The 18,546-nt window shown below is 36.5% G+C and carries 21 protein-coding genes and 1 CRISPR repeat array; of the genes, 3 read left to right on the top strand and 18 right to left on the bottom strand.

The window, feature by feature from the left end; all coding sequences use genetic code 11:
* Positions 1–103: 103 nt before the first annotated feature.
* The gene (locus IGJ93_RS06110; protein ID WP_071868327.1) at positions 104–361 is read right to left on the bottom strand and encodes a hypothetical protein; all 258 of its coding nucleotides are present in this window, start codon (positions 359–361) and stop codon (positions 104–106) included.
* Between the two features lie 133 nt (positions 362–494).
* Positions 495–1,719: a CRISPR direct-repeat array (repeat unit 36 nt; unit sequence GTTTTGGAAGCATTCAAAACAGCATAGCTCTAAAAC).
* A 340-nt stretch (positions 1,720–2,059) separates the two neighbouring features.
* On the opposite strand from IGJ93_RS06110, the gene IGJ93_RS06105 reads away from it, so the two are divergent.
* Positions 2,060–2,803, top strand: coding sequence for a TraX family protein (locus IGJ93_RS06105; RefSeq protein WP_071868427.1), 744 nt, complete (start codon positions 2,060–2,062; stop codon positions 2,801–2,803).
* Between the two features lie 50 nt (positions 2,804–2,853).
* Here the strand turns inward: IGJ93_RS06105 and IGJ93_RS06100 are convergent, their stop codons facing one another.
* From IGJ93_RS06100 to IGJ93_RS06065, 8 genes are all read right to left on the bottom strand, one after another.
* Positions 2,854–4,377, bottom strand: a complete 1,524-nt coding sequence (locus IGJ93_RS06100; protein WP_285700351.1) for a zinc ABC transporter substrate-binding protein AdcA — start codon at positions 4,375–4,377, stop codon at positions 2,854–2,856.
* 39 nt (positions 4,378–4,416) lie between these two features.
* Positions 4,417–4,515 (bottom strand): putative metal homeostasis protein, encoded by a 99-nt coding sequence (locus IGJ93_RS06095; protein WP_285700348.1) that lies wholly within the window; start codon positions 4,513–4,515, stop codon positions 4,417–4,419.
* Between the two features lie 13 nt (positions 4,516–4,528).
* Positions 4,529–5,575 carry a CobW family GTP-binding protein gene (locus IGJ93_RS06090; RefSeq protein ID WP_071868325.1) on the bottom strand — a complete coding sequence of 349 codons (1,047 nt, stop codon included), beginning with the start codon at positions 5,573–5,575 and terminating at the stop codon, positions 4,529–4,531.
* A gap of 28 nt (positions 5,576–5,603) precedes the next feature.
* On the bottom strand, positions 5,604–5,768 hold the full coding sequence (rpmG, locus tag IGJ93_RS06085) for a 50S ribosomal protein L33 (RefSeq protein WP_256869270.1): 165 nt from the start codon (positions 5,766–5,768) through the stop codon (positions 5,604–5,606).
* A 7-nt stretch (positions 5,769–5,775) separates the two neighbouring features.
* Positions 5,776–6,153, bottom strand: a complete 378-nt coding sequence (locus tag IGJ93_RS06080) for a hypothetical protein (RefSeq protein WP_067481878.1) — start codon at positions 6,151–6,153, stop codon at positions 5,776–5,778.
* Between the two features lie 12 nt (positions 6,154–6,165).
* Positions 6,166–6,339 carry a 50S ribosomal protein L32 gene (gene rpmF / locus IGJ93_RS06075; protein ID WP_067481876.1) on the bottom strand — a complete coding sequence of 58 codons (174 nt, stop codon included), beginning with the start codon at positions 6,337–6,339 and terminating at the stop codon, positions 6,166–6,168.
* Between the two features lie 32 nt (positions 6,340–6,371).
* The gene (gene rpsN, locus IGJ93_RS06070) at positions 6,372–6,641 is read right to left on the bottom strand and encodes a 30S ribosomal protein S14 (protein ID WP_071868324.1); all 270 of its coding nucleotides are present in this window, start codon (positions 6,639–6,641) and stop codon (positions 6,372–6,374) included.
* A 325-nt stretch (positions 6,642–6,966) separates the two neighbouring features.
* Entirely contained in the window at positions 6,967–7,350 is a 384-nt protein-coding gene (locus IGJ93_RS06065) for a VOC family protein (protein ID WP_067481872.1), read from the bottom strand.
* 347 nt (positions 7,351–7,697) lie between these two features.
* On the opposite strand from IGJ93_RS06065, the gene IGJ93_RS06060 reads away from it, so the two are divergent.
* Positions 7,698–8,723 carry an NADP-dependent oxidoreductase gene (locus IGJ93_RS06060; RefSeq protein WP_176694884.1) on the top strand — a complete coding sequence of 342 codons (1,026 nt, stop codon included), beginning with the start codon at positions 7,698–7,700 and terminating at the stop codon, positions 8,721–8,723.
* Positions 8,724–8,890: 167 nt separating this feature from the next.
* Here the strand turns inward: IGJ93_RS06060 and IGJ93_RS06055 are convergent, their stop codons facing one another.
* The 9 genes from IGJ93_RS06055 to IGJ93_RS06015 form a co-directional block, all read right to left on the bottom strand.
* Positions 8,891–9,925 (bottom strand): amidase family protein, encoded by a 1,035-nt coding sequence (locus IGJ93_RS06055; RefSeq protein WP_075491494.1) that lies wholly within the window; start codon positions 9,923–9,925, stop codon positions 8,891–8,893.
* A 159-nt stretch (positions 9,926–10,084) separates the two neighbouring features.
* Positions 10,085–11,314: a phosphopentomutase gene (locus IGJ93_RS06050; RefSeq protein ID WP_071868321.1), complete on the bottom strand. Its 1,230-nt coding sequence runs from the start codon at positions 11,312–11,314 to the stop codon at positions 10,085–10,087.
* Positions 11,315–11,321: 7 nt separating this feature from the next.
* Complete coding sequence (locus tag IGJ93_RS06045; protein ID WP_393968564.1) at positions 11,322–12,476, bottom strand: YhfX family PLP-dependent enzyme; 1,155 nt, start codon at positions 12,474–12,476, stop codon at positions 11,322–11,324.
* A gap of 1 nt (position 12,477) precedes the next feature.
* Positions 12,478–12,831, bottom strand: coding sequence for a hypothetical protein (locus IGJ93_RS06040; protein WP_071868319.1), 354 nt, complete (start codon positions 12,829–12,831; stop codon positions 12,478–12,480).
* A 61-nt stretch (positions 12,832–12,892) separates the two neighbouring features.
* The gene (gene yhfZ, locus IGJ93_RS06035; RefSeq protein WP_284591135.1) at positions 12,893–13,816 is read right to left on the bottom strand and encodes a GntR family transcriptional regulator YhfZ; all 924 of its coding nucleotides are present in this window, start codon (positions 13,814–13,816) and stop codon (positions 12,893–12,895) included.
* Positions 13,817–13,826: 10 nt separating this feature from the next.
* Positions 13,827–14,924, bottom strand: coding sequence for an aminotransferase class I/II-fold pyridoxal phosphate-dependent enzyme (locus tag IGJ93_RS06030; RefSeq protein WP_284591134.1), 1,098 nt, complete (start codon positions 14,922–14,924; stop codon positions 13,827–13,829).
* Positions 14,925–14,936: 12 nt separating this feature from the next.
* Positions 14,937–15,809, bottom strand: coding sequence for a phosphotriesterase family protein (locus IGJ93_RS06025; RefSeq protein ID WP_430597036.1), 873 nt, complete (start codon positions 15,807–15,809; stop codon positions 14,937–14,939).
* A gap of 15 nt (positions 15,810–15,824) precedes the next feature.
* Positions 15,825–17,141, bottom strand: a complete 1,317-nt coding sequence (locus IGJ93_RS06020; protein WP_071868315.1) for a YhfT family protein — start codon at positions 17,139–17,141, stop codon at positions 15,825–15,827.
* Between the two features lie 21 nt (positions 17,142–17,162).
* The gene (locus tag IGJ93_RS06015; protein WP_071868314.1) at positions 17,163–17,525 is read right to left on the bottom strand and encodes a DUF2620 domain-containing protein; all 363 of its coding nucleotides are present in this window, start codon (positions 17,523–17,525) and stop codon (positions 17,163–17,165) included.
* Positions 17,526–18,020: 495 nt separating this feature from the next.
* Between IGJ93_RS06015 and IGJ93_RS06010 the strand changes: the two genes are divergently transcribed.
* Positions 18,021–18,503 (top strand): MepB family protein, encoded by a 483-nt coding sequence (locus IGJ93_RS06010; protein WP_284591132.1) that lies wholly within the window; start codon positions 18,021–18,023, stop codon positions 18,501–18,503.
* Positions 18,504–18,546 lie beyond the last annotated feature (43 nt).

Here is an 18,546-nt window from a genome sequence, read left to right as displayed (position 1 = left end):
TTACTGCAAACTCTTTTCCTTCAAATGGCTCAGTTGGGTACCATTGATAAACACAGCTATTATTATTTGGGAAGCATTCAAAACAGCATAGCACTAAAACAAATCATGAAAAAAATATTACCAATAATAGCACGCCTATTGTTATGACTAAATCCATAATATTTTCAATCCATACTGGAAATAATAGGCCTTTATAAGGTGACCAAAAAGGGAAACGATATTTTTGGGGGACAGTGAAACTTAACCCACCAGATAGCGCCCAGATAAACAAAGCTAACAATAAATTGTGTTTCATAGCAAAAAAAAGACTTGCAATTAAAAGAAAAAATTGAAAAAGTCTAATAAAACCCAAAGATTTCATCGCCCATCTCCTCATTATATTAAAAACAATCTCTGTTATTCTATTTATTGCAACAATAAATGAAGACAGAGATTGTTTTCCAGTTTAAATTATCAATTTACCAACGATGATCATATTGTGAAGACCATCTTGATTTTTGGAAGCATTCAAAACAGCATAGCTCTAAAACTTATTACTGTAAATACATAATTTAATGTCAGTTTTGGAAGCATTCAAAACAGCATAGCTCTAAAACGTGCAACTTATATAATAGTGGTTTGTCACAGTTTTGGAAGCATTCAAAACAGCATAGCTCTAAAACCACTAGGTAACGACACAATGGAAATGATTAGTTTTGGAAGCATTCAAAACAGCATAGCTCTAAAACTTATTTTAAATAATTTTGAAATTTGTGAATGTTTTGGAAGCATTCAAAACAGCATAGCTCTAAAACTATCTGCCTTAGTCCTAATGCCTTTGCGTAGTTTTGGAAGCATTCAAAACAGCATAGCTCTAAAACAATGAAGCTATGTTTCTGTATAACGAGTTTGTTTTGGAAGCATTCAAAACAGCATAGCTCTAAAACGTCATTTGCATAAGCTTTTCTTTCAGCACGGTTTTGGAAGCATTCAAAACAGCATAGCTCTAAAACCTTATATGCCCGCTTGGTTTGACGCAGACCGTTTTGGAAGCATTCAAAACAGCATAGCTCTAAAACAAAACGCCCTCATTAGAAAGATAATAACCTGTTTTGGAAGCATTCAAAACAGCATAGCTCTAAAACTTATAAATGAATTTAATCGGGTACAAGCATGTTTTGGAAGCATTCAAAACAGCATAGCTCTAAAACGCAACACCATCCTTATTTTTCATGTGCCAGTGTTTTGGAAGCATTCAAAACAGCATAGCTCTAAAACTTTCGTCTACAATCTACAATGTGACCACCAGTTTTGGAAGCATTCAAAACAGCATAGCTCTAAAACAAATTCCACAGAGCCCCGTTTTCTTTTTCCGTTTTGGAAGCATTCAAAACAGCATAGCTCTAAAACCATATCAAATAGATATGATAAAGCTTTTACGTTTTGGAAGCATTCAAAACAGCATAGCTCTAAAACTAGCAAATTCTATCTCAGGAATTTGGGACGGTTTTGGAAGCATTCAAAACAGCATAGCTCTAAAACAGATTTGTCGATAAACGTGCGTTGGTACGGGTTTTGGAAGCATTCAAAACAGCATAGCTCTAAAACACTTCCACACAGTTAAAACCATTCAATTCAGTTTTGGAAGCATTCAAAACAGCATAGCTCTAAAACAGCGATTTGAAAATTATGCGATCACTCATTGTTTTGGAAGCATTCAAAACAGCATAGCTCTAAAACCTCGGCTCAAAATTTTTGAGGTTCCGTACTCGCACTATTTGCCCATAGCAAGGCTTCAGTTTGGATGCTTCTATTGGTATCTATTTATTTAGATTTCAAGGATCTTTTTTATTAGTATACCATGAATTCACTAGCCCAACTACCCAACTCTTTCCTCATAAAGACCAGTATATGATCGATAACAAAAAAATCTCTTGTGACAAAATTGTTCGCTCGTTCTATATTACTTCACTAGCCTTTCAATCAATCATATTGTTAACATATAGTTATTATTAGTTAGGAGGAATTATTTTTGACGATTGATACACCCAAAAAAGGCCTATCAACATTTGATTTAAAGATGTTAGGCATTGTCTTAATGTTTATTGATCATATCCATCAGATGTTTGTTCCATTTGGAGCACCTAACTGGCTAGACTGGTTTGGTAGACCTGTCGCAACAATTTTCTTTTTTGTCAGTGTTATTGGCTTTAGTCATACGCACAACAAGAAAAAATATATGTCAAGACTCTACCTGTCGATGGTTCTGATGACCTTATTTACCTTTACTCTCGAAAAACTTGTGGGATATGATCAAGTTGTTTTGATGAACAATATTTTTAGAGATCTTTTTATAGGTACACTGATGATGTTCGCTATTGATCTTTTTGTCGAAGGGAAACATGCAACTAATTTGAAAAAAATGCTTGGTGGGACGATTCTATTTATTCTTCCAATCCTGTTTTCTTTCTTATTACCACTATTAATGGAAAGCCCCATGATTATCCAAAATCAATTTGTTTTTTTAACAATTACTGCGACTTTACCAGCGTTACTTTTGGCAGAAAACAATGTCATGGTACTGCTGATTCCTTTACTGTATCTCGCTAGAAATAATCGGCAAATCCAGTGTTTAATGATCGTAGTAGTTGCAACCATTTACTTTTTCTTAGGTTCTACGCAATGGATGATGATTTTTGCAATCGTTCCGATTTTGCTCTACAACGGTCAAAAAGGAAAAGGAATGAAGTATTTCTTCTATATTTTCTACCCTGCACATATTGCTATTTTGTATCTCTTATCTGCTTTCTTATACGCACACTAAAACAAAAACGAGGACCTCAAAAGTCCTCGTTTATTTGTCATAAATAGGTCTTAATGTGCAATCATTTCCTGTGCGATTTCTTGCGAAGTCAAATCAGCTGGATAAAAAGTGGGCCAGTTAGTTAGTTCATTGAAAAGCTTTTGCTGACTCTCTCCACCAAAAAAGACATGGAAATGTTCCGCTTTAACTGGTGCAATATTGTGATCGCTAAATTGCACATATTTAAATTCCCCAGCATCCTTGTCAGCCGTTTCAAAAAGGAAACGTACACCACGATTTCCCTTTTCATAATTTAAAATCTTGTAACCAGCATAGTTATATTCATATTGATGGTGCTCGCCATCGACAACAAAGTCAATCGTATGATCTGTGATCGTCATTTTATCAACAGTTGTTTTATAACCAGCTGTATAATAAGACTTATATTCTTTCGCAGTTTTATCTTTGTTTAATTTTTCTTTATAGTCGAAAACTTGATCTAAAGCGCCCTCTTTTAACAAAGGATAAAGTGATTGCCACTCACCTGCATAATCAGCTAGTGTTCGGTCTTTGACTGCCTCATCTTTGAAGTAACCATTGGCAACCGTCTTAGTCGATTCTGTTACGTTTTCTGGTTTGATTTCTTTGCCTGCAACGCTTGTTGTTTTTTCTAAAGCCGTCAGATTTTCTTTCATCACCGAGAGATAATCTTCTCCATTTGCTATTTGTTCTTTAGTTAAACTTTCGACAGGGTTTAGTACTTCGAGTTTAACTTTCGCTTCATCTGCTAACGTCTTTGCAATTTTATCCTCAGCATTTTCTTCAAAGTAGATGTATTTAATCTCATTTTCTTGAACATATTCTTTTAGCTCAGCTAGTCGACTTGGTGAAGGCTCTTGGTCTGGAGACAAACCTGCTATAGGAACTTGATTCAATCCGTAATCTAAGGCTAAGTAGCCAAAGGCAGCATGTTGCGTAACAAAGTTTTTTTGCTTAGCTACACTTAATTTTTCTGTGTACTCTTCATCTAGTGCTTTTAATTTTGTTAGATACTTTTCTGCATTTGTTTCAAAAGTTTTCTTTTTCTCGGGATAAAGTTGTTCTAACTGTTCCTTGATTGATGTCACTTCTTTAATTGCCATCTTGGGGGAAACCCACGTGTGCGGATCTAACTCATGATGATGCTCTTCTTCGCCGTGGTCATGATCGTGTTCTTCTTCACTTCCAGGTAATAACACCATCCCATTTGTTCCTTTAATTACATTGGGTGAACCTTTTTTCCAACTTTTCTCGGCTTGTGGCACCCAAGTTTCCATATTTTCATTATGATAAACAAAAACATCTGCATCATGAATACTTGCAATTTCTTTAGCAGATGGTTCATAATCATGTGGCTCCGTTCCAGCTGGAATCAGCAACTTGACTTCACCTTCATCACCTACAATGTTCTTCGTGAAATCATACATGGGATAAAAAGTTGTGATAACTGATAGCTTTTCTTTTCCGGTTTCTTTACTAGTTTGACCATTCGTACTGCACGCACCCAGCACGCTTACCAATAGTAGGCTAAATAAACCAACTTTCCATTTTTTCATTCAATTTCTCCTTTTCATTCAACTAGCTCGCTGTTTATTTCATTTATATTCTTTGATAATCTTTAATGCTCGTTTTCTTGTCTTGATGTTTGGACTTTTTAATCGTCGATACGCACTTGAAATGTCTGTTTTTTCCATTGATTTCTCCTTTTTACTGTTTATAAGCAATGCACAATTGATTAAAGGTTTCTTCTATTTCTTTTGATGCTAAATTTTTTCCAATGAGTACGATTTTTGTCGTTGATTTTTCTAGTGGAGTCAGTTGAAAGCGAACTTGCTGATTAACGCCTTGTACAGCAACTGCCAATTCACGATTTTCTAGCACAACAATTCCTTTGAAACGATACAACTCTTGATTAAAAAATAATAACCAATCAATCCAACGTATTAATGCGGCTTCATTTAATTCGCTATTTGCAGTCAACAAAACGGTTTGAAAACCATGATTGTTCTGTTGATGAACAGTTGTTGCATGTGTGTGACCCTGTAAATGAACTTTGTGGTGATGTTCTCTGTGATGCGACTCATTCGTCAATTCCATTTCAGTTTGGGTTGCTACCGGCTCGTTTAACACTTCGGTCGCCTGAAATTTGTCTAAGTGAAAAAAGTCGGTTGCAGAAATCGGCGCTGTTTCCGAAAAATAAATAAAATCAGCTAATGGATTGATTTCGATCAATCTTGCTAGTATTTCTGAACAATTGCTGACAGTATCTCCTTCTTTTAAAGCAAAGAAAATTCGATCCGCCAATGCGATTTGTTTCAGACTGACAGGTTCATTTTGATACATCGAACTATTTTGACTATCCACAACAGTTAAAAGACTATCAATATAATAGGTATTTCGCAGAACAGGTGTAGTTAAAATAGTTTGAATAATTGGCTGAGGATCAGCAATTCCTGTTGTTTCAACAATAATTTGTGACAAAGGAACTTGCCATTCTTTGGTTACTTCTTCAATACTTGCTAACGTTGTTATCAAATCTTCTCTCAGGCTACAACACATGCAACCGTTGTTTAATTGCAGGACATGTTCCTTGGTGTGCAGTAAGAGTTCGTGGTCGATTCCTGTTTGGCCAACCTCATTTTCAATAATAATTATTTCTTCTCTTGGTAGCTCAGTCGCGTTTAATGCCTGATTAATCAAGGTTGTTTTTCCAGCTCCTAAAAAGCCGGATACGATTGTTATCGGTATTCCCAAAGAAATCACCTCTCTTCTTCAAAAATGCTTACTTCATCTCTTTAAAAATTGCACGCCGACGTAATTTAGGTGAATATTTTTTTAGTACTAAACGTTCAGGTGTATTTCGTTTATTTTTACTTGTTAAATAAATTCGTTCACCTGTTTCTTCGCATGCTAGAATAATTGTTTGTCTCAATCGTTTCACCTTCATTTCTGATTTATCTTTCTGATAAAAACTGTTCAACTTGAACCTGTTCATCATAGTTAAATTTCCCTTGCTCAAGTTGGATCATCAATTCATTTTTCAATGAAACTGGTATCTCCCAAAAACCATCAATTTTTTGAAAAAGTTCTGTTTCATACGTAGTAAAAATTGGATAAATTGCTAAAAATTCTTCAAACGAAAGATCCTGTTCCTCATAAAAATCTCGAACAAGTCCTCTTTCAATTGCTTCGACTGTTGGATTACCATTCTCAGTAATAATCTGATTAGCGACCATTGAACGATAAAGATCCGTTTTACTGAAGTCTTCGTTACTATTTTTCTGATAAAATTGGAAGCTTTGTTCAACTAGTGGTGGATAAATAATGTTCATTCTAATCCTCCCTTATTCTTTGCCGCTTACTTTACGTCCTTTATAATAACCTTTAAGTGAAACATGGTGGCTACGACGATAATCGCCTAATTCTTCATCAAATGAAATTTCAGGTTTTGCTATTTTTAAATGCGCTCTGCGCAATTTTTTCTTTGCTTTTGATGTTTTTCTTGCTGGAACTGCCATTTTTTATTCCTCCAGATTTCTTTTCTTCTTTTTTACCAACTTGCTTTTTTTACTCCAGGTATCAAACCTTGAAGCGCTAATTCTCGGAACTTTATCCTGGACATACCAAATTTTTGCATGTACCCCCGAGATCTGCCATCTATTTGATCGCGTCGTTTCAAACGATTTGGGTTCGCATTTTTGGGTAGCTTTGCCAAACCTTCATAATCATTGGCAGTCTTTAACTGAAGTCGGATTTCTGCATACTGCTCAATCAACTCTTGTTGTTTCCTTGCTCGCGCGATTTTTGCTTTTTTAGCCATAAGTGGTGACACTCCTTTTTTTCGATTTGTCTATAGCAAAACGCAATCGTTACGATTTGACAACGACACTTTATCAAGTAAGTTTTACTTTGTCAACATAAAAATAACATGAAAATTTATTCAAATGAAGATTCGCACATGTATATGCCCATCTTGATAGTTATTTTTATCAAGATACAAGAAATAGAAAAACATTGTTTGCTGATGATTTGATAAACTTTATACAATTAGTCCAAAAAAAGTGTGGATTTTTACTTTGAATAAACAAAAAACAACCTTAGCACTGAACTAAAGTTGTTTTTTTATTTCTATTCTTTTTCGTTCACTATTTTGTCGGAAAATTCGCAAATAAACTGAGGAGATTTCCGTCAGGATCTTTAATAATTGCATAGCGTTGACCCCAAAAAGCATCCCATGGTTCTTTAAAAGTCTCATAGCCAGCATCACTTACTTTTCGATACATCTCATCAACATCTGCCACAGAGTCGCACAAAAAAGCTAATTCGATTTTGTCTCCAATTGTCTGCGGTTCGTATCCATAAATACCAGCAATCATTTTGCTAGTGTTTAAAGAAATTCGAATACCTTCATGTGCTAGCTCAACGTATTCTTCGGTAGTAGCTCCATTCGCGATGAACCCTAACAACGCATAAAATTCAATTGATTTTTCCATGTCTTTAGTAATGATGCCAATCATATCTAATTTCATCTTTCGCCCTCCTAAAAAACTTTTTTTGCTGAATCTATTGCCACTGTTCCCCTCAATTAGTCATCGCAAGCTCCTCTCTCTTGATAAGTATAAAGGGGAATCTTTTTCTTTCAAAATAGTTTCCTTCAAAACGTTCATAAGCCTTAAAAAAAACTAACTATCTAACGAAACAAGCCACCTAGATGAAAATTGTATAGGTGGCTCGTTTTTTTGGTCTCTTAGTTGTCGATAATTATTGGTTGACATTTTTAAACCAATGAACTAAACTCGTGAAAGTGATTCGTTCAAAAAATTGAACGATTAAATGAAACACGTATAAATTGGAGGAAATAACCATGAAAAACACAATGAAAGCCGCTGTTATTGATACTTACAAACAACCGACGCCTAAAATAAAAGAAGTTCCTATCCCAGACATTCGCTCGAATGATGTCTTAGTAAAAATCGTTGCTGCGAGCATCAATCCAATTGATATCAAAACCAAAGACGGTGGACTTAAGATGCTGCTTAGCTACGATATGCCTATTATTATGGGAAGTGACTTTGCTGGAATCATCACTGCCGTTGGCGAAAAAGTGACCAACTATTCAATTGGAGATGCTGTCTATGGTCGCGTTCAAAAAAATCGAATTGGAACCTTTGCCGAATACATTGCTGTCGATCAAGGAGCTATCGCCCTCAAACCTAAAAATATCAATTTTGAAGGAGCTGCTTCTATCCCCTTGGTTGGACTGACAAGTTACCAAGCGCTACATGATATTATGCAGATTCAGCCTGGACAAAAAGTCATGATTCAAGGTGGATCTGGTGGGATTGGAACGATTGCGATCCAACTTGCAAAATACTTAGGCGCCTATGTTGCGACGACTACTTCTGCAAATAATTTTGATCTCGTGAAATCATTAGGTGCTGATTATCCAATTAATTATCAAACAACAAACTTTGCAGAAGTTTTGCAAGATTACGATTATGTATTTGATACACGTGGTGGTGCAACATTAGAAGCTGCCTTCAAAATTATCAAGCCTGGTGGAAAAGTCGTCAGCATCGCAGGATTACCTAACTATCGCTTTGGTAAAGAATACGGTGTCCCTCTTTGGAAACAGTTTGCTTTCAAAATGGTGACACATAACCTAACAAAATTAGAAAAGCAAACACAAGCCTCTTATACTTTTCTTTTCATGAAACCAAGTGGTACACAGCTGGATGTCTTACGGCACTTGATTGAAGCAAAAATAATTAAACCGGTGATTGATCGAATTGTTCCATTGTCTGAAGTAGAAGAAGCTCTCAGCTATTCGCAATCTGGTCGCGCTACTGGAAAAATCATTTTGCAGATGACCGGTGATTCTGAAAATGAGATCCGTTCATGACTCGACTTATTTTTTGCAAAGGTAATTATCATCCAAGACATCACTGAAGAATCACTTTTTAAACAGCTAGTTAAGCTGCTTCTAAATTAGCATGTACAAAAAAAGATGGAAACAATCACTTGTTTCCATCTTTTTCGTTTTAGTAAAGCAACATTCTTGACCCATTGTTATGAACTATACCCCTCTTCAAAATAGGCATGATGATCTAAAAAATAATTAGCAACCAACGGATCTTCTTTTGCAATCAGCAGTTCAGCCAACTGAAAGACCGTTTTTTCTAGCCCATGTTGTGGTCTAGCGATAATTAGATACCCTGTTGCCAATTCGCCAGCAGGGACAATCAACCCTATAGCGTTGCACATATTTATGACGCGAACAAAGCCTTTTTTCCCTTGGACTTGTGTCGCTCTTGTCTGGGTATCAAAATGGCCAAAAAGGGTTTCACCCATACCATCAACATCAATTGGCCCCTCTTTTGAAACAATAATATCTACCTCAGTAAAAAGTGCCTCCACCTCATCAATCAGTTCTTCCCTACTTGCTTCGTATTTATACGCAAAATTTCTTGAACGAATGTCTGCGACTATTTCCCACGATGCCCACTTTTCTTTCTCGATATTAGCATCAATCGCTACTTTCACTTCTTTTTTTTCCATTTCTGTTTCAACAAATAAAGTGGCGACTTCTTCAACCAACTGTAATTTTCGACTGATAAAGCCAATGGACGGCGTGAAAACAACGTTATCTGTTGAAACTTTTTTATACATTTGAAAATCGACCCAGTTTGCGCCAAATGCTGGGTGAATCATTCCTATTAAATTCAACGTCGCTGCAGGTGAAAGCACAGAGCCACCACCATCTGTTCCTATACCAATATCATTGATACCTAAAAAAACATTCAATGCTGTTCCGCTAGAAGAACCCGTCATTGCTTTCCCCGTTAGTGGATTTTTCAACTGAAAATCAATTCCTCGTCCTTTGTGGCTTGCTTTATCTAATGTATGAAAATGAAAACCATTTTCTCCTAAAAATGCTAGCAAGGCAGGCGAAATCAATGTGGCTTGTTTGACACCAAGATAATAATCCTTATCAGAATTGATGTCAGAAATGCAGTTGGGGTAAACTTTCATTACAGAGTGATAAACATTTGCCATTGCCAGACTGGTCTTACTTGAATATTCTTGAATTCTTTTCATTTCCATACCTGAACCTCCATAAAATAGGAATAACCGGTGACCTAGCATCAAAAATAAACTACTGGCTTCGAAATTATTGCTCACATTTTTGTTAAATATTCATTTCTTCTTTTGCAAATGCTACTTATCGATCAATCATTAAAAGAAGACTGGCATTTAACTTTTTTAGTCAGATTTATGCTCAGTTGACATTAACTCTTTTAAAAATGAGTGACCGTTTTGTGGTGCATCCACTTGAAAATACTCGGATACTGTCGCTCCAACATCTGCTAAAGTCGTTCGTTCACCAATCGTTTTTCCTTGCATTTCTGGACTATAAATCAGTAACGGCACACGTTCTCGCGTATGGTTACTATGACCAATCGTTGGATCATTCCCATGATCGGCCATCACAATCAATATATCCTCCTGATTCAAGTAAGAAAGTAATTCGTTGATTCGTCGATCACTGACCTCTAGACGATCCGAATATTTTTCTACATCTTCAGCATGACCCGCCAAATCGGTTTCTTGAATATTCAGAGCAATAAAACCATGAGTTATTGCTTTCACTTCGTTAATCAAGGAATCAAACAGCATCTCTGTATCCACACCAGGAGATAAGCGCTTACTATTTGTCTGAATAATATCAGCAACTTTACCAAGAAAGGATACTGGGATTCCAGCTTTATCTAAAATCGTTGGTGTTTGGACATTCTTATCTATCCCATAACCTAAATGAACAACTTGATAACCATGATTATAAACACCTGATTCAGGTGCATCTACACCTGCAATTTCATTATTCTTGATTTTTCTTGCTCGTAACAAATCTGCTAAAGTAATTTGCTGACCACCAAAGGTAATTACTCGTGAAACTTGGACAACCTCTCGAACAGCATGACCCAACTCAGTCAAAGCTTCAAAAGAAATCAAATCCAAGCAAGCGGATACATTGTAAACTTGCCCATAATCTGTTTCTAAATTATCGCCCACTGTAGCAACTTCATTGACTACTAAGATCTGCGCTCCCAGCTCGCCTACTCGTCTGACGTTGTACCCGTGTTTTCGAAGATTTTCTTCAACAACATCGATTTTTTGATTGAACGGCTGAATCAATGGAACTTTTGGTGTTGTTCCCATAATTTCTTGGTGTCCTAAAAAAGAATCTGCTCCATAATGTGCTAAATTACTGGTTCCGTAGTTTGCAGTTTTTGAAAACTTATGATGCTCTATTTCATACCCCAACGCATTCATTAAACCAAGTTTCTCTAATGTTGGAAGATGGATTTTTTCGTTTTTTTCAATAATATGACCAGCGGTATTACTACCCAAATCTCTAGGGCGGACTTTTGCCACATCAGCCATTGCACCTACACCAAAACTATCTAATACAATTACGATAAATCTTCCCATTCTTCTTTCACCTTCTAATTAAATTTCCCAAGCTATCATAAATCCCTTCGATTTTTGGCATCCCCTTTTGGATACCAGAAACCACGGCAACGTCACTTCGGGTAACAAAAATTTGTGTGCGAAAAGCGGCGATGACGGTCGAACCAACTGCATGTTCTTGAGCAGTTGCTAAATAGTAATCAATGTTTTCATTACTAAAAGGTATCACGTCATCTTTTAGTAACTCGTCTTCCTCGGTAATCAGCACGGAGCCCAAATTTCCTCGTCGATAATAACCTCCACCATAAAAGTATGCTTGGCCATCCAGATTATGAGAAATCTCACTGACATATACCATCGCTGGTAGTTCAGGCAAATCCAACTTTGCATGCAAAGGCGTTGTCCCTGTCAAGGCATGTCCAGGTTCTCCCTGTGTTCCGCCCATTTTTTTAATCAAAGGAATGGTCTTATGACAAGTTGCGGATGGAATATTCACTTCTGTGATAACTACTCCTTCATGTTGTAAAATTTCTTTTGCTGCTCGAATGGTTCCGCTATTTTTTGTTGGGACTAATTGCGAAACACCATCAAATAAAAAACAAGGAAATGAAGTAACTCCTGCAATTTCAACTAAATCGGTTTCATTTGCTAGTTCAGCAACACTAGCCAGCTCAGCTAGATGAAAACCTCCAAACTGCCCCTCGTAAATTTGGTCATCGGGTTCAATCACTTTGATTAAAATTTTTTGTTTGATGACTAATTCAGTTGCTATAACAATAATTTGGCGTAAGGCTTCCAGTGAGTAAATCGTGATAAACTCTGTTCCATAGCTCATGATTTTTTTTAACAATTGTTGTGGTATTTGGACAAGATGACCAACATTTCCTAAGGGTAATCCTTGTTCCATCATAACTAGCGCCTCTTTGAAATCTACAACAACTGCTTTTTCAATTCCTGCATCATGGATTTTTTGTGCAACGTAAGGATTTCGACCAAATTGTTTCGTCATATAAAACAGTTCGATTTCCTGTTCCTTGGCATCACGTGCTAAACTTTTCGTATTTTTTTCAATCGTATCGAGATCCAAAATATACGTATCAGGAAGTATCAGTCCTTCTTGATGTAAGTTAACTGCTGCTTCAATTAATTTGGGATTTCTTCGGGTAGTAACATCTAAAAACATCCTACTCCTCCCTCAACATATTAATGATATGAAGGTAAAAATAGTCCAACTCAGCATTGGTAAACTGCTTTTCCTTAGCCATTTTTTGTAAATCCTGCCATAACTCTTTTGAATGAAGATATTTCGTATCTGCTTCGATTTCTACTCGAATAAAAGATTCCAAATCATTGATTGTTTCACTTGTTTTCCGACGCATGTCAGCCATTGCCAGATGTGTCAAAAACACATCTGCTCTTTGTTCATTTTGAATGATTTCATTTTTTAATAGGTAATCTAACACATGTAAGACATACTCATGTGTTTCTTGGTCGATGACATTTGAACTTAGCAATATCGTTAATTTCTCTCGAATCATGTTACGCCCCCTAAATTTCAACAAAGTTTTTATTTTTTGATGCTTTTTTTAGTAAGAAGAATTAGTATTGTGGAATGATTTTTCCAGCACAAACATCTTTTTGAATGGACAAGATTTTTTCTTTGTCTACACTTTTCTGGAAAAAAGCATTCATTGAAGCGTCATCTACATGTGTAATGATGACAGAAGTGCTCATATCTCTTTCCATCTGGCTGTCTTCCAATAAAACATGATGTAATCCCTGATGATTTTTATCACGTATTTCATCGTAATTCCAGATTCCCGCATCGATTTGACCATTTTGTAGTGCAGAGATAATCTGATGTCCTTGCATTTCAACGTATTCGACTTGCTCGTCTTTAATAATAGATTTGGTTAATAATTGTTGGTCAATTGAGCTATAATCAATAGCAATCTTCATATTTTTTTCGATTTGGTTTTGATTCTTATCTCGGAACAAGAGAACATGTTTGCTTAAGTAAGAACGGCTCCCGAAGTCCAGACTAATCTCAATTGGTTCACCTGTTGAGATTGCTTGCTCTGCCGCAAATTTTGAAATAACTGCAAAGCGATAGGTTTTATTAACGATTGAACGTACTCTTTCTTTCGAACCACGGATATAGGCGAGATTTAATTTGATATTATTTTCTTTAAACACATCGTAAATACCCGTCGCTAAACCTTCATACAGTCTCGAATACGGTAATGTCATCGTTCCTAAAATCGTATCGGACAACGCATACTCCTGTAAAATGCTATAGTTGATTTCTTCAATGAAGGTACCAAGGTGTCCATGACTTTTTACTTTGATTGCTTCTCTGTCCTTTAAGAAAGACAACGCATTTTGAATCGTCCCTCGTGCTACTTCATATTTGGTTTGATAGTCAGTCACGCTCGGTACTCGATCACCCTTTTTCTTCTGTAATAAATCAGAAGCTAAAAAATTCACGATAATTCCTTTTTTCTTTAAAAATTCTTCTCCCATAGTAAACTCCTTACTGTTGAACACTAGCCATTGCTTTTTTCAAAATACGGATAATCGTTTCTGCTCCTGCTCGATTTGGATTGATACGGATCATGGTGTCTTCTGCATCTGGATCAGCCTTCCTAAAAGTACCTGATACACGGTAAATCAACGGGGCAAATTCATATTTTGACTCTGCTCCAACTGGATTTGGCAAGGCACCATATTGGGTTGCTGATTCAATGACCTTTTTTGCAATGGGACTTGCTAGCTTCACTACGACTACTTTCGATTGTGCATTAACGACAAATGCCTCTTTCAATCCGACAACTTCTTGTTGATTGATTCGTTGGCAGACTTCTTCACCTACTTGAGCGGAAATGGCTAATGAAACAGGTGCGTAAACCATTCCTCTTATTACATCAATTGCTTCGTGACCTTGAACTTGTCCACCACCTGAATAATTTTCAGTTTTCAGTTGGTCAATCAGTGACTTTTCACCGACAATACAGCCAATTCCTTCGGGGCCTAATAATTTGAATGTCGAAAAACAAGCTAAGTTGCCACCGAATTGGCACCCAATGCCATTCGTTTTTAAAGCAGCATAATTATCATCCGTTAGAATCTTCACTTTTTGATCCAGCGAACGAATTTGGGTAATCAATGTACGCAGATCATAGGAATCAGCCATCTTTTGTCGTGTTACTTGAATTAATATACCATCTATTTGGTTTTCTTTTAATGCTGCTTCAACGTTAACCCAGTCATTAAAATCAGCATATACTAGCTTAATTCCTAGCATATCAATTGAAACTTGTGTTGTCGGGTAAACAGGTGCATCGTGAACGAGCAACGTTTTCCCCGTACCCACACTCGCGTGAAGTGCAAGTCGAATCGCATTCGTTCCTGATCCGCGAACCAGCATTGCAGCTTCTGCTTCGAAAAATTCTGCAAGAACTTTTTCAACTTTATTCGTTGTTTTTGGCTGATTCAAGCCTTTCACTACTCCAAGATCTCCACGAGTCAAGATCTCAGCGCCAGAAAAATGATTGGTCACAGCTTCAACTAGTTTGAATTGTAGCTCCATCGCTTCATCAAGCGATAAACTTGGTAAAGGAAATGTTTCCATTAAGTTTCACTCCTATTTCATAAAGGTTTGAGGATTGAAACGTAGCATCTTCTGGATGAATTGTTCAGAAACCCCATTTTCAAGTGCCAATGGAACAAATTGATCCAACAAGTAGGAATAACCAATTCCACCCTGATAGGTTAAATTTGATTTGCGAGTAATATCCATTGAAAGAAACACTTTGTCTTCGTATCCTCGTCTTTCGATTTCTTTTAACATTTTGGCTCTGACTAAATCTGGCTGATAGTTTTCTTTGCCAACCGTATCGAACTCAACATAGACTCCTTGATCCAACATCTCCAAAATATAATTAATATCTCCTGTTAAGTCTACATGACCAATAACGATTTTTTCTAAATTCGCATGTTGCTCTTTAAAAAAAGCTACTTGCTCATGACCATAAGTTCCTAATGTTGTATGGGTCGTAATCGGAACATTGGTTTGTTCTTGTGCGATGACTGAAGCGGTAAAAACTTTTTGTTCACGTGTAGTCATCAAGTTTTTACTTGTTCCTATCTCACCAATAATTTGTGCTTTGATTGAAGTGCCTGCAATTCCGTGTTCAATTTCATTCACCATAAATTCTGTCAACTCATCAATCGTTGCATCAGTGACAAATTCTGGAAGAAATTTATCTTGATAAAAACCCGTTGCTTGAACGACATTTATTCCAGATAATTCCGCAACCTTTTGTACATACGCTGGATTTCTTTTCATATCCATATTGGTCACGTCCACGATATTGCGTACACCTTTATTATACAATTTTTTGTATTCTGAAACAGTTTCTTCAAAACAATTCAGATTTGTATCATCAATATTCTTTAAGCGAGACAAATCAATTGTCGTGTGCTCATGCATATAAGTAATTCCATCAAGTAACATCTAATCTGATTCCTCCTAATTTGCAACGACTGGCACAAATAGACCAAGTAAGTAAAGAATATTAACAATCACGCCTAAACTAATTGCGGCAATTGGACCAACTGCTAACTCTACTACTGGTTTTTTTGCTTTTCTGTTCAACAGCATCAAGCCAATCACCCAGAAATAGCCAATGCCGGGAGCAATTTGTTCGGATGCCATTGCCCCACCAATTAGTAAAGCAACCTCTAAAACTTTGTTCATTGCTGTTCGAATGTATTCACCCATTTCGCGAATTCCCGGGAATTTATCCAAAGCTTTTGCCATCAATGTCAAAAGTTGTACTTCGACAAACATCAATAACGCACCAACGATAAACGCAAGGATTGGCTTATCATGTAATAATATTCCTGCTACAAAAACAAAAGTTGTTCCAGCCGGACTATAAACGCCGGTAACGATTGCTGTTGAGAAAACCAATGGAATAAAGCCAATTCCTCTAGCAAATGCGGCTAAAGCTGCTTCACTCATTTTTCCTTCAGAAAGTAAATTCAATGAAATTGGATCACCAGCGATAATCATTAAACTAGTCGCAGCCGCTACAGAACCACCTGTAATGGATAGCCAAATCCAATTTTTCTTGATACGATTCACACGTTCCAAAAAGACACTGACTAAACTTTCGTTTGAATTACTACCATCACTCTTGACCTGAATTGCGTAAACAATCATAAAAATCATTCCGACAAGTAAAGACATACCTTCTGCGCTAAGCGTCAAAGTTGCTCCATTTCCTAAGTTGAATGTACCGAAACGTTTAACAACAAATAAAGTTAATAATGTCGCACCAAAAGAGATTGCGCCTTTTTTAAATCCATGTTGGCTTGTAATCGCTACTGCCGGGAAAATACTAAAGGAAATGACTACAGGTGCCCCGACCGAAGAAAGTGCATCCATAAAGTTGACCGGCATCATCGCGAATAAATCAACGACCGCTTGAAGTCCTAAAACTAAACCAACCCCATAAAGTGCACCCACCACTGCCGAAATGATTACGCCTGTTTTTCCTTCGGGTGCCCAAGAGCCGATAATATCTGTCATCAATAACACACTATGAACTAATAAAATTGATGCACCAATCGACACTGGTATCCCAAATCCGATAACCAAACCAAAACTTAACGCAAAACTTGTCGCAGCAATTTCTTTTTTCCCAATTTTTCCCTCTAAAAACTCTGGTACGATTGGGCGCAAGCCATCATTAAAGACAGCAATTCCCTTGTTCGCTAATACCGCACATAAACCACCCAATGATGCGATAGCAATTAATTCAATTATTCTTGACGAATCCATCTTCTTTCCCCCACGATCATTCTATTGTTTTTTTAATTCATCCATAATGATTGGCACAACTACTTCTTTGTGTTGGGCAGTAAAGCCAAACGCTTGTTTACCAGAACGAACATTCTCGCGAATTTCTTCTTCAGCCATTACTTTCCCTGGCATTGAAACGGTTACACAATTGTCATGACCTAATAAAGCTAACGCCATTGCTAATGCTCCACCACCACCAGTATTGCAAGCCCCCACATAATAGTCGGCTTGACCATTTTTTACAGCCATCGCTGCATCCAAATCACTTTTCACAGTGATTTCGTACTTTCCATCACTGAATTTTTCAACTAATTCTTTCACTTCACTTTTATCAATTTGGCCACCTACTACGATTTTTTTCATCAAAAGTCCTCCTAAATGAATGTACATTTTTTTGTATATTGATACGTAATTAATAATTACAAACAGATTGTAACTGTGCCTGAACACAAATGCAAGCCCTTTCTTTTTAAATGTTTTTTATTTACTCACTTCTTTTCTACCTTTAAAATCGTTTTGAGTTATTTTACCTGAATCATTTTTCTTTATTCAAACCAAATTCATCACCTTCTTTTTTGCCGTTCATTAATGCTAGTTTCATTCATTTTTTCTTGAATTAACTAACGAATAAAGGACTTTGAATCTGGTTTCAGTTTGATAACCGTTGATTTTTTAAGCTCCTGAATCGGTCTTCTTGTGAATCCATTTGCTGATACTAGTTTTTATTTAATTAATGATACGTCATTTTCCTTGGTGAGCGAAAGAAAAAATAAAAGTTACACTCGAGGCATTAACATTGTAATGCCTTTCCCTCTATGAGAGAATTTCAGTTACAAAAACATTTAGGGAGGACCACCGTTGTATAAATCTTTGTGTTTCATCACTGAAAAATTGAATAACTTTTCTTTTGAAAATCTTCACTATGAAAGACAAAATGAAGAGTATGAAGGTACAACTTTTTCAATAAATACCCACACATTTCGTAGTCGACTCGCCAAATCAACCCCCAAGAAAAAAGGCTATTTTGTTGCGTTCTGGGAAAAGGACATTACTGATAAAAATCAACCATTCTTATACGAAAATAGCCCCGACAAACTGATTATTACTATTCTTGACGGACAACTATCCGGGCAATTTATTTTTCCGAAAGAGGTGTTACTAAAAAAAGGGATTCTCAAAAGCAAAACTTCAAATGGGAAAATCGCGATGCGAATTTATCCCACTTGGGTACACGATTTAAACAAGACTGCCGCTCGTACACAAGAATGGCAAATGAATCATTTTATTGATACTTCAATAACTGTTGACAAAAAAATGTTTAACTCTCTTTATTTTGAATGAGGAGAATTTTAAAAAAACTAAGTCAGCTCTATCTCAAAAAATA

The sequence above is a fragment of the Enterococcus sp. DIV0174 genome (assembly GCF_050529065.1).
In the GTDB taxonomy this organism is placed as follows: Bacteria; Bacillota; Bacilli; order Lactobacillales; family Enterococcaceae; genus Enterococcus_B; species Enterococcus_B thailandicus.
The sequence above is the reverse complement of the archived record's forward strand: the minus strand, read 5'-3'. Positions and strand labels throughout refer to the sequence as shown.

Excerpts from the sequence above, each read along its gene's own strand:
- IGJ93_RS06110 (WP_071868327.1), bottom strand. The coding sequence starts at position 361 with ATGAAATCTTTGGGTTTTATTAGACTTTTTCAATTTTTTCTTTTAATT.
- IGJ93_RS06105 (WP_071868427.1), top strand. The coding sequence starts at position 2,060 with ATGTTAGGCATTGTCTTAATGTTTATTGATCATATCCATCAGATGTTT.
- IGJ93_RS06100 (WP_285700351.1), bottom strand. The coding sequence starts at position 4,377 with ATGAAAAAATGGAAAGTTGGTTTATTTAGCCTACTATTGGTAAGCGTG.
- IGJ93_RS06095 (WP_285700348.1), bottom strand. The coding sequence starts at position 4,515 with ATGGAAAAAACAGACATTTCAAGTGCGTATCGACGATTAAAAAGTCCA.
- rpmG (WP_256869270.1), bottom strand. The coding sequence starts at position 5,768 with ATGAAGGTGAAACGATTGAGACAAACAATTATTCTAGCATGCGAAGAA.
- IGJ93_RS06080 (WP_067481878.1), bottom strand. The coding sequence starts at position 6,153 with ATGAACATTATTTATCCACCACTAGTTGAACAAAGCTTCCAATTTTAT.
- rpmF (WP_067481876.1), bottom strand. The coding sequence starts at position 6,339 with ATGGCAGTTCCAGCAAGAAAAACATCAAAAGCAAAGAAAAAATTGCGC.
- rpsN (WP_071868324.1), bottom strand. The coding sequence starts at position 6,641 with ATGGCTAAAAAAGCAAAAATCGCGCGAGCAAGGAAACAACAAGAGTTG.
- IGJ93_RS06065 (WP_067481872.1), bottom strand. The coding sequence starts at position 7,350 with ATGAAATTAGATATGATTGGCATCATTACTAAAGACATGGAAAAATCA.
- IGJ93_RS06060 (WP_176694884.1), top strand. The coding sequence starts at position 7,698 with ATGAAAGCCGCTGTTATTGATACTTACAAACAACCGACGCCTAAAATA.
- IGJ93_RS06055 (WP_075491494.1), bottom strand. The coding sequence starts at position 9,925 with ATGGAAATGAAAAGAATTCAAGAATATTCAAGTAAGACCAGTCTGGCA.
- IGJ93_RS06050 (WP_071868321.1), bottom strand. The coding sequence starts at position 11,314 with ATGGGAAGATTTATCGTAATTGTATTAGATAGTTTTGGTGTAGGTGCA.
- IGJ93_RS06045 (WP_393968564.1), bottom strand. The coding sequence starts at position 12,476 with ATGTTTTTAGATGTTACTACCCGAAGAAATCCCAAATTAATTGAAGCA.
- IGJ93_RS06040 (WP_071868319.1), bottom strand. The coding sequence starts at position 12,831 with ATGATTCGAGAGAAATTAACGATATTGCTAAGTTCAAATGTCATCGAC.
- yhfZ (WP_284591135.1), bottom strand. The coding sequence starts at position 13,816 with ATGGGAGAAGAATTTTTAAAGAAAAAAGGAATTATCGTGAATTTTTTA.
- IGJ93_RS06030 (WP_284591134.1), bottom strand. The coding sequence starts at position 14,924 with ATGGAAACATTTCCTTTACCAAGTTTATCGCTTGATGAAGCGATGGAG.
- IGJ93_RS06025 (WP_430597036.1), bottom strand. The coding sequence starts at position 15,809 with ATGTTACTTGATGGAATTACTTATATGCATGAGCACACGACAATTGAT.
- IGJ93_RS06020 (WP_071868315.1), bottom strand. The coding sequence starts at position 17,141 with ATGGATTCGTCAAGAATAATTGAATTAATTGCTATCGCATCATTGGGT.
- IGJ93_RS06015 (WP_071868314.1), bottom strand. The coding sequence starts at position 17,525 with ATGAAAAAAATCGTAGTAGGTGGCCAAATTGATAAAAGTGAAGTGAAA.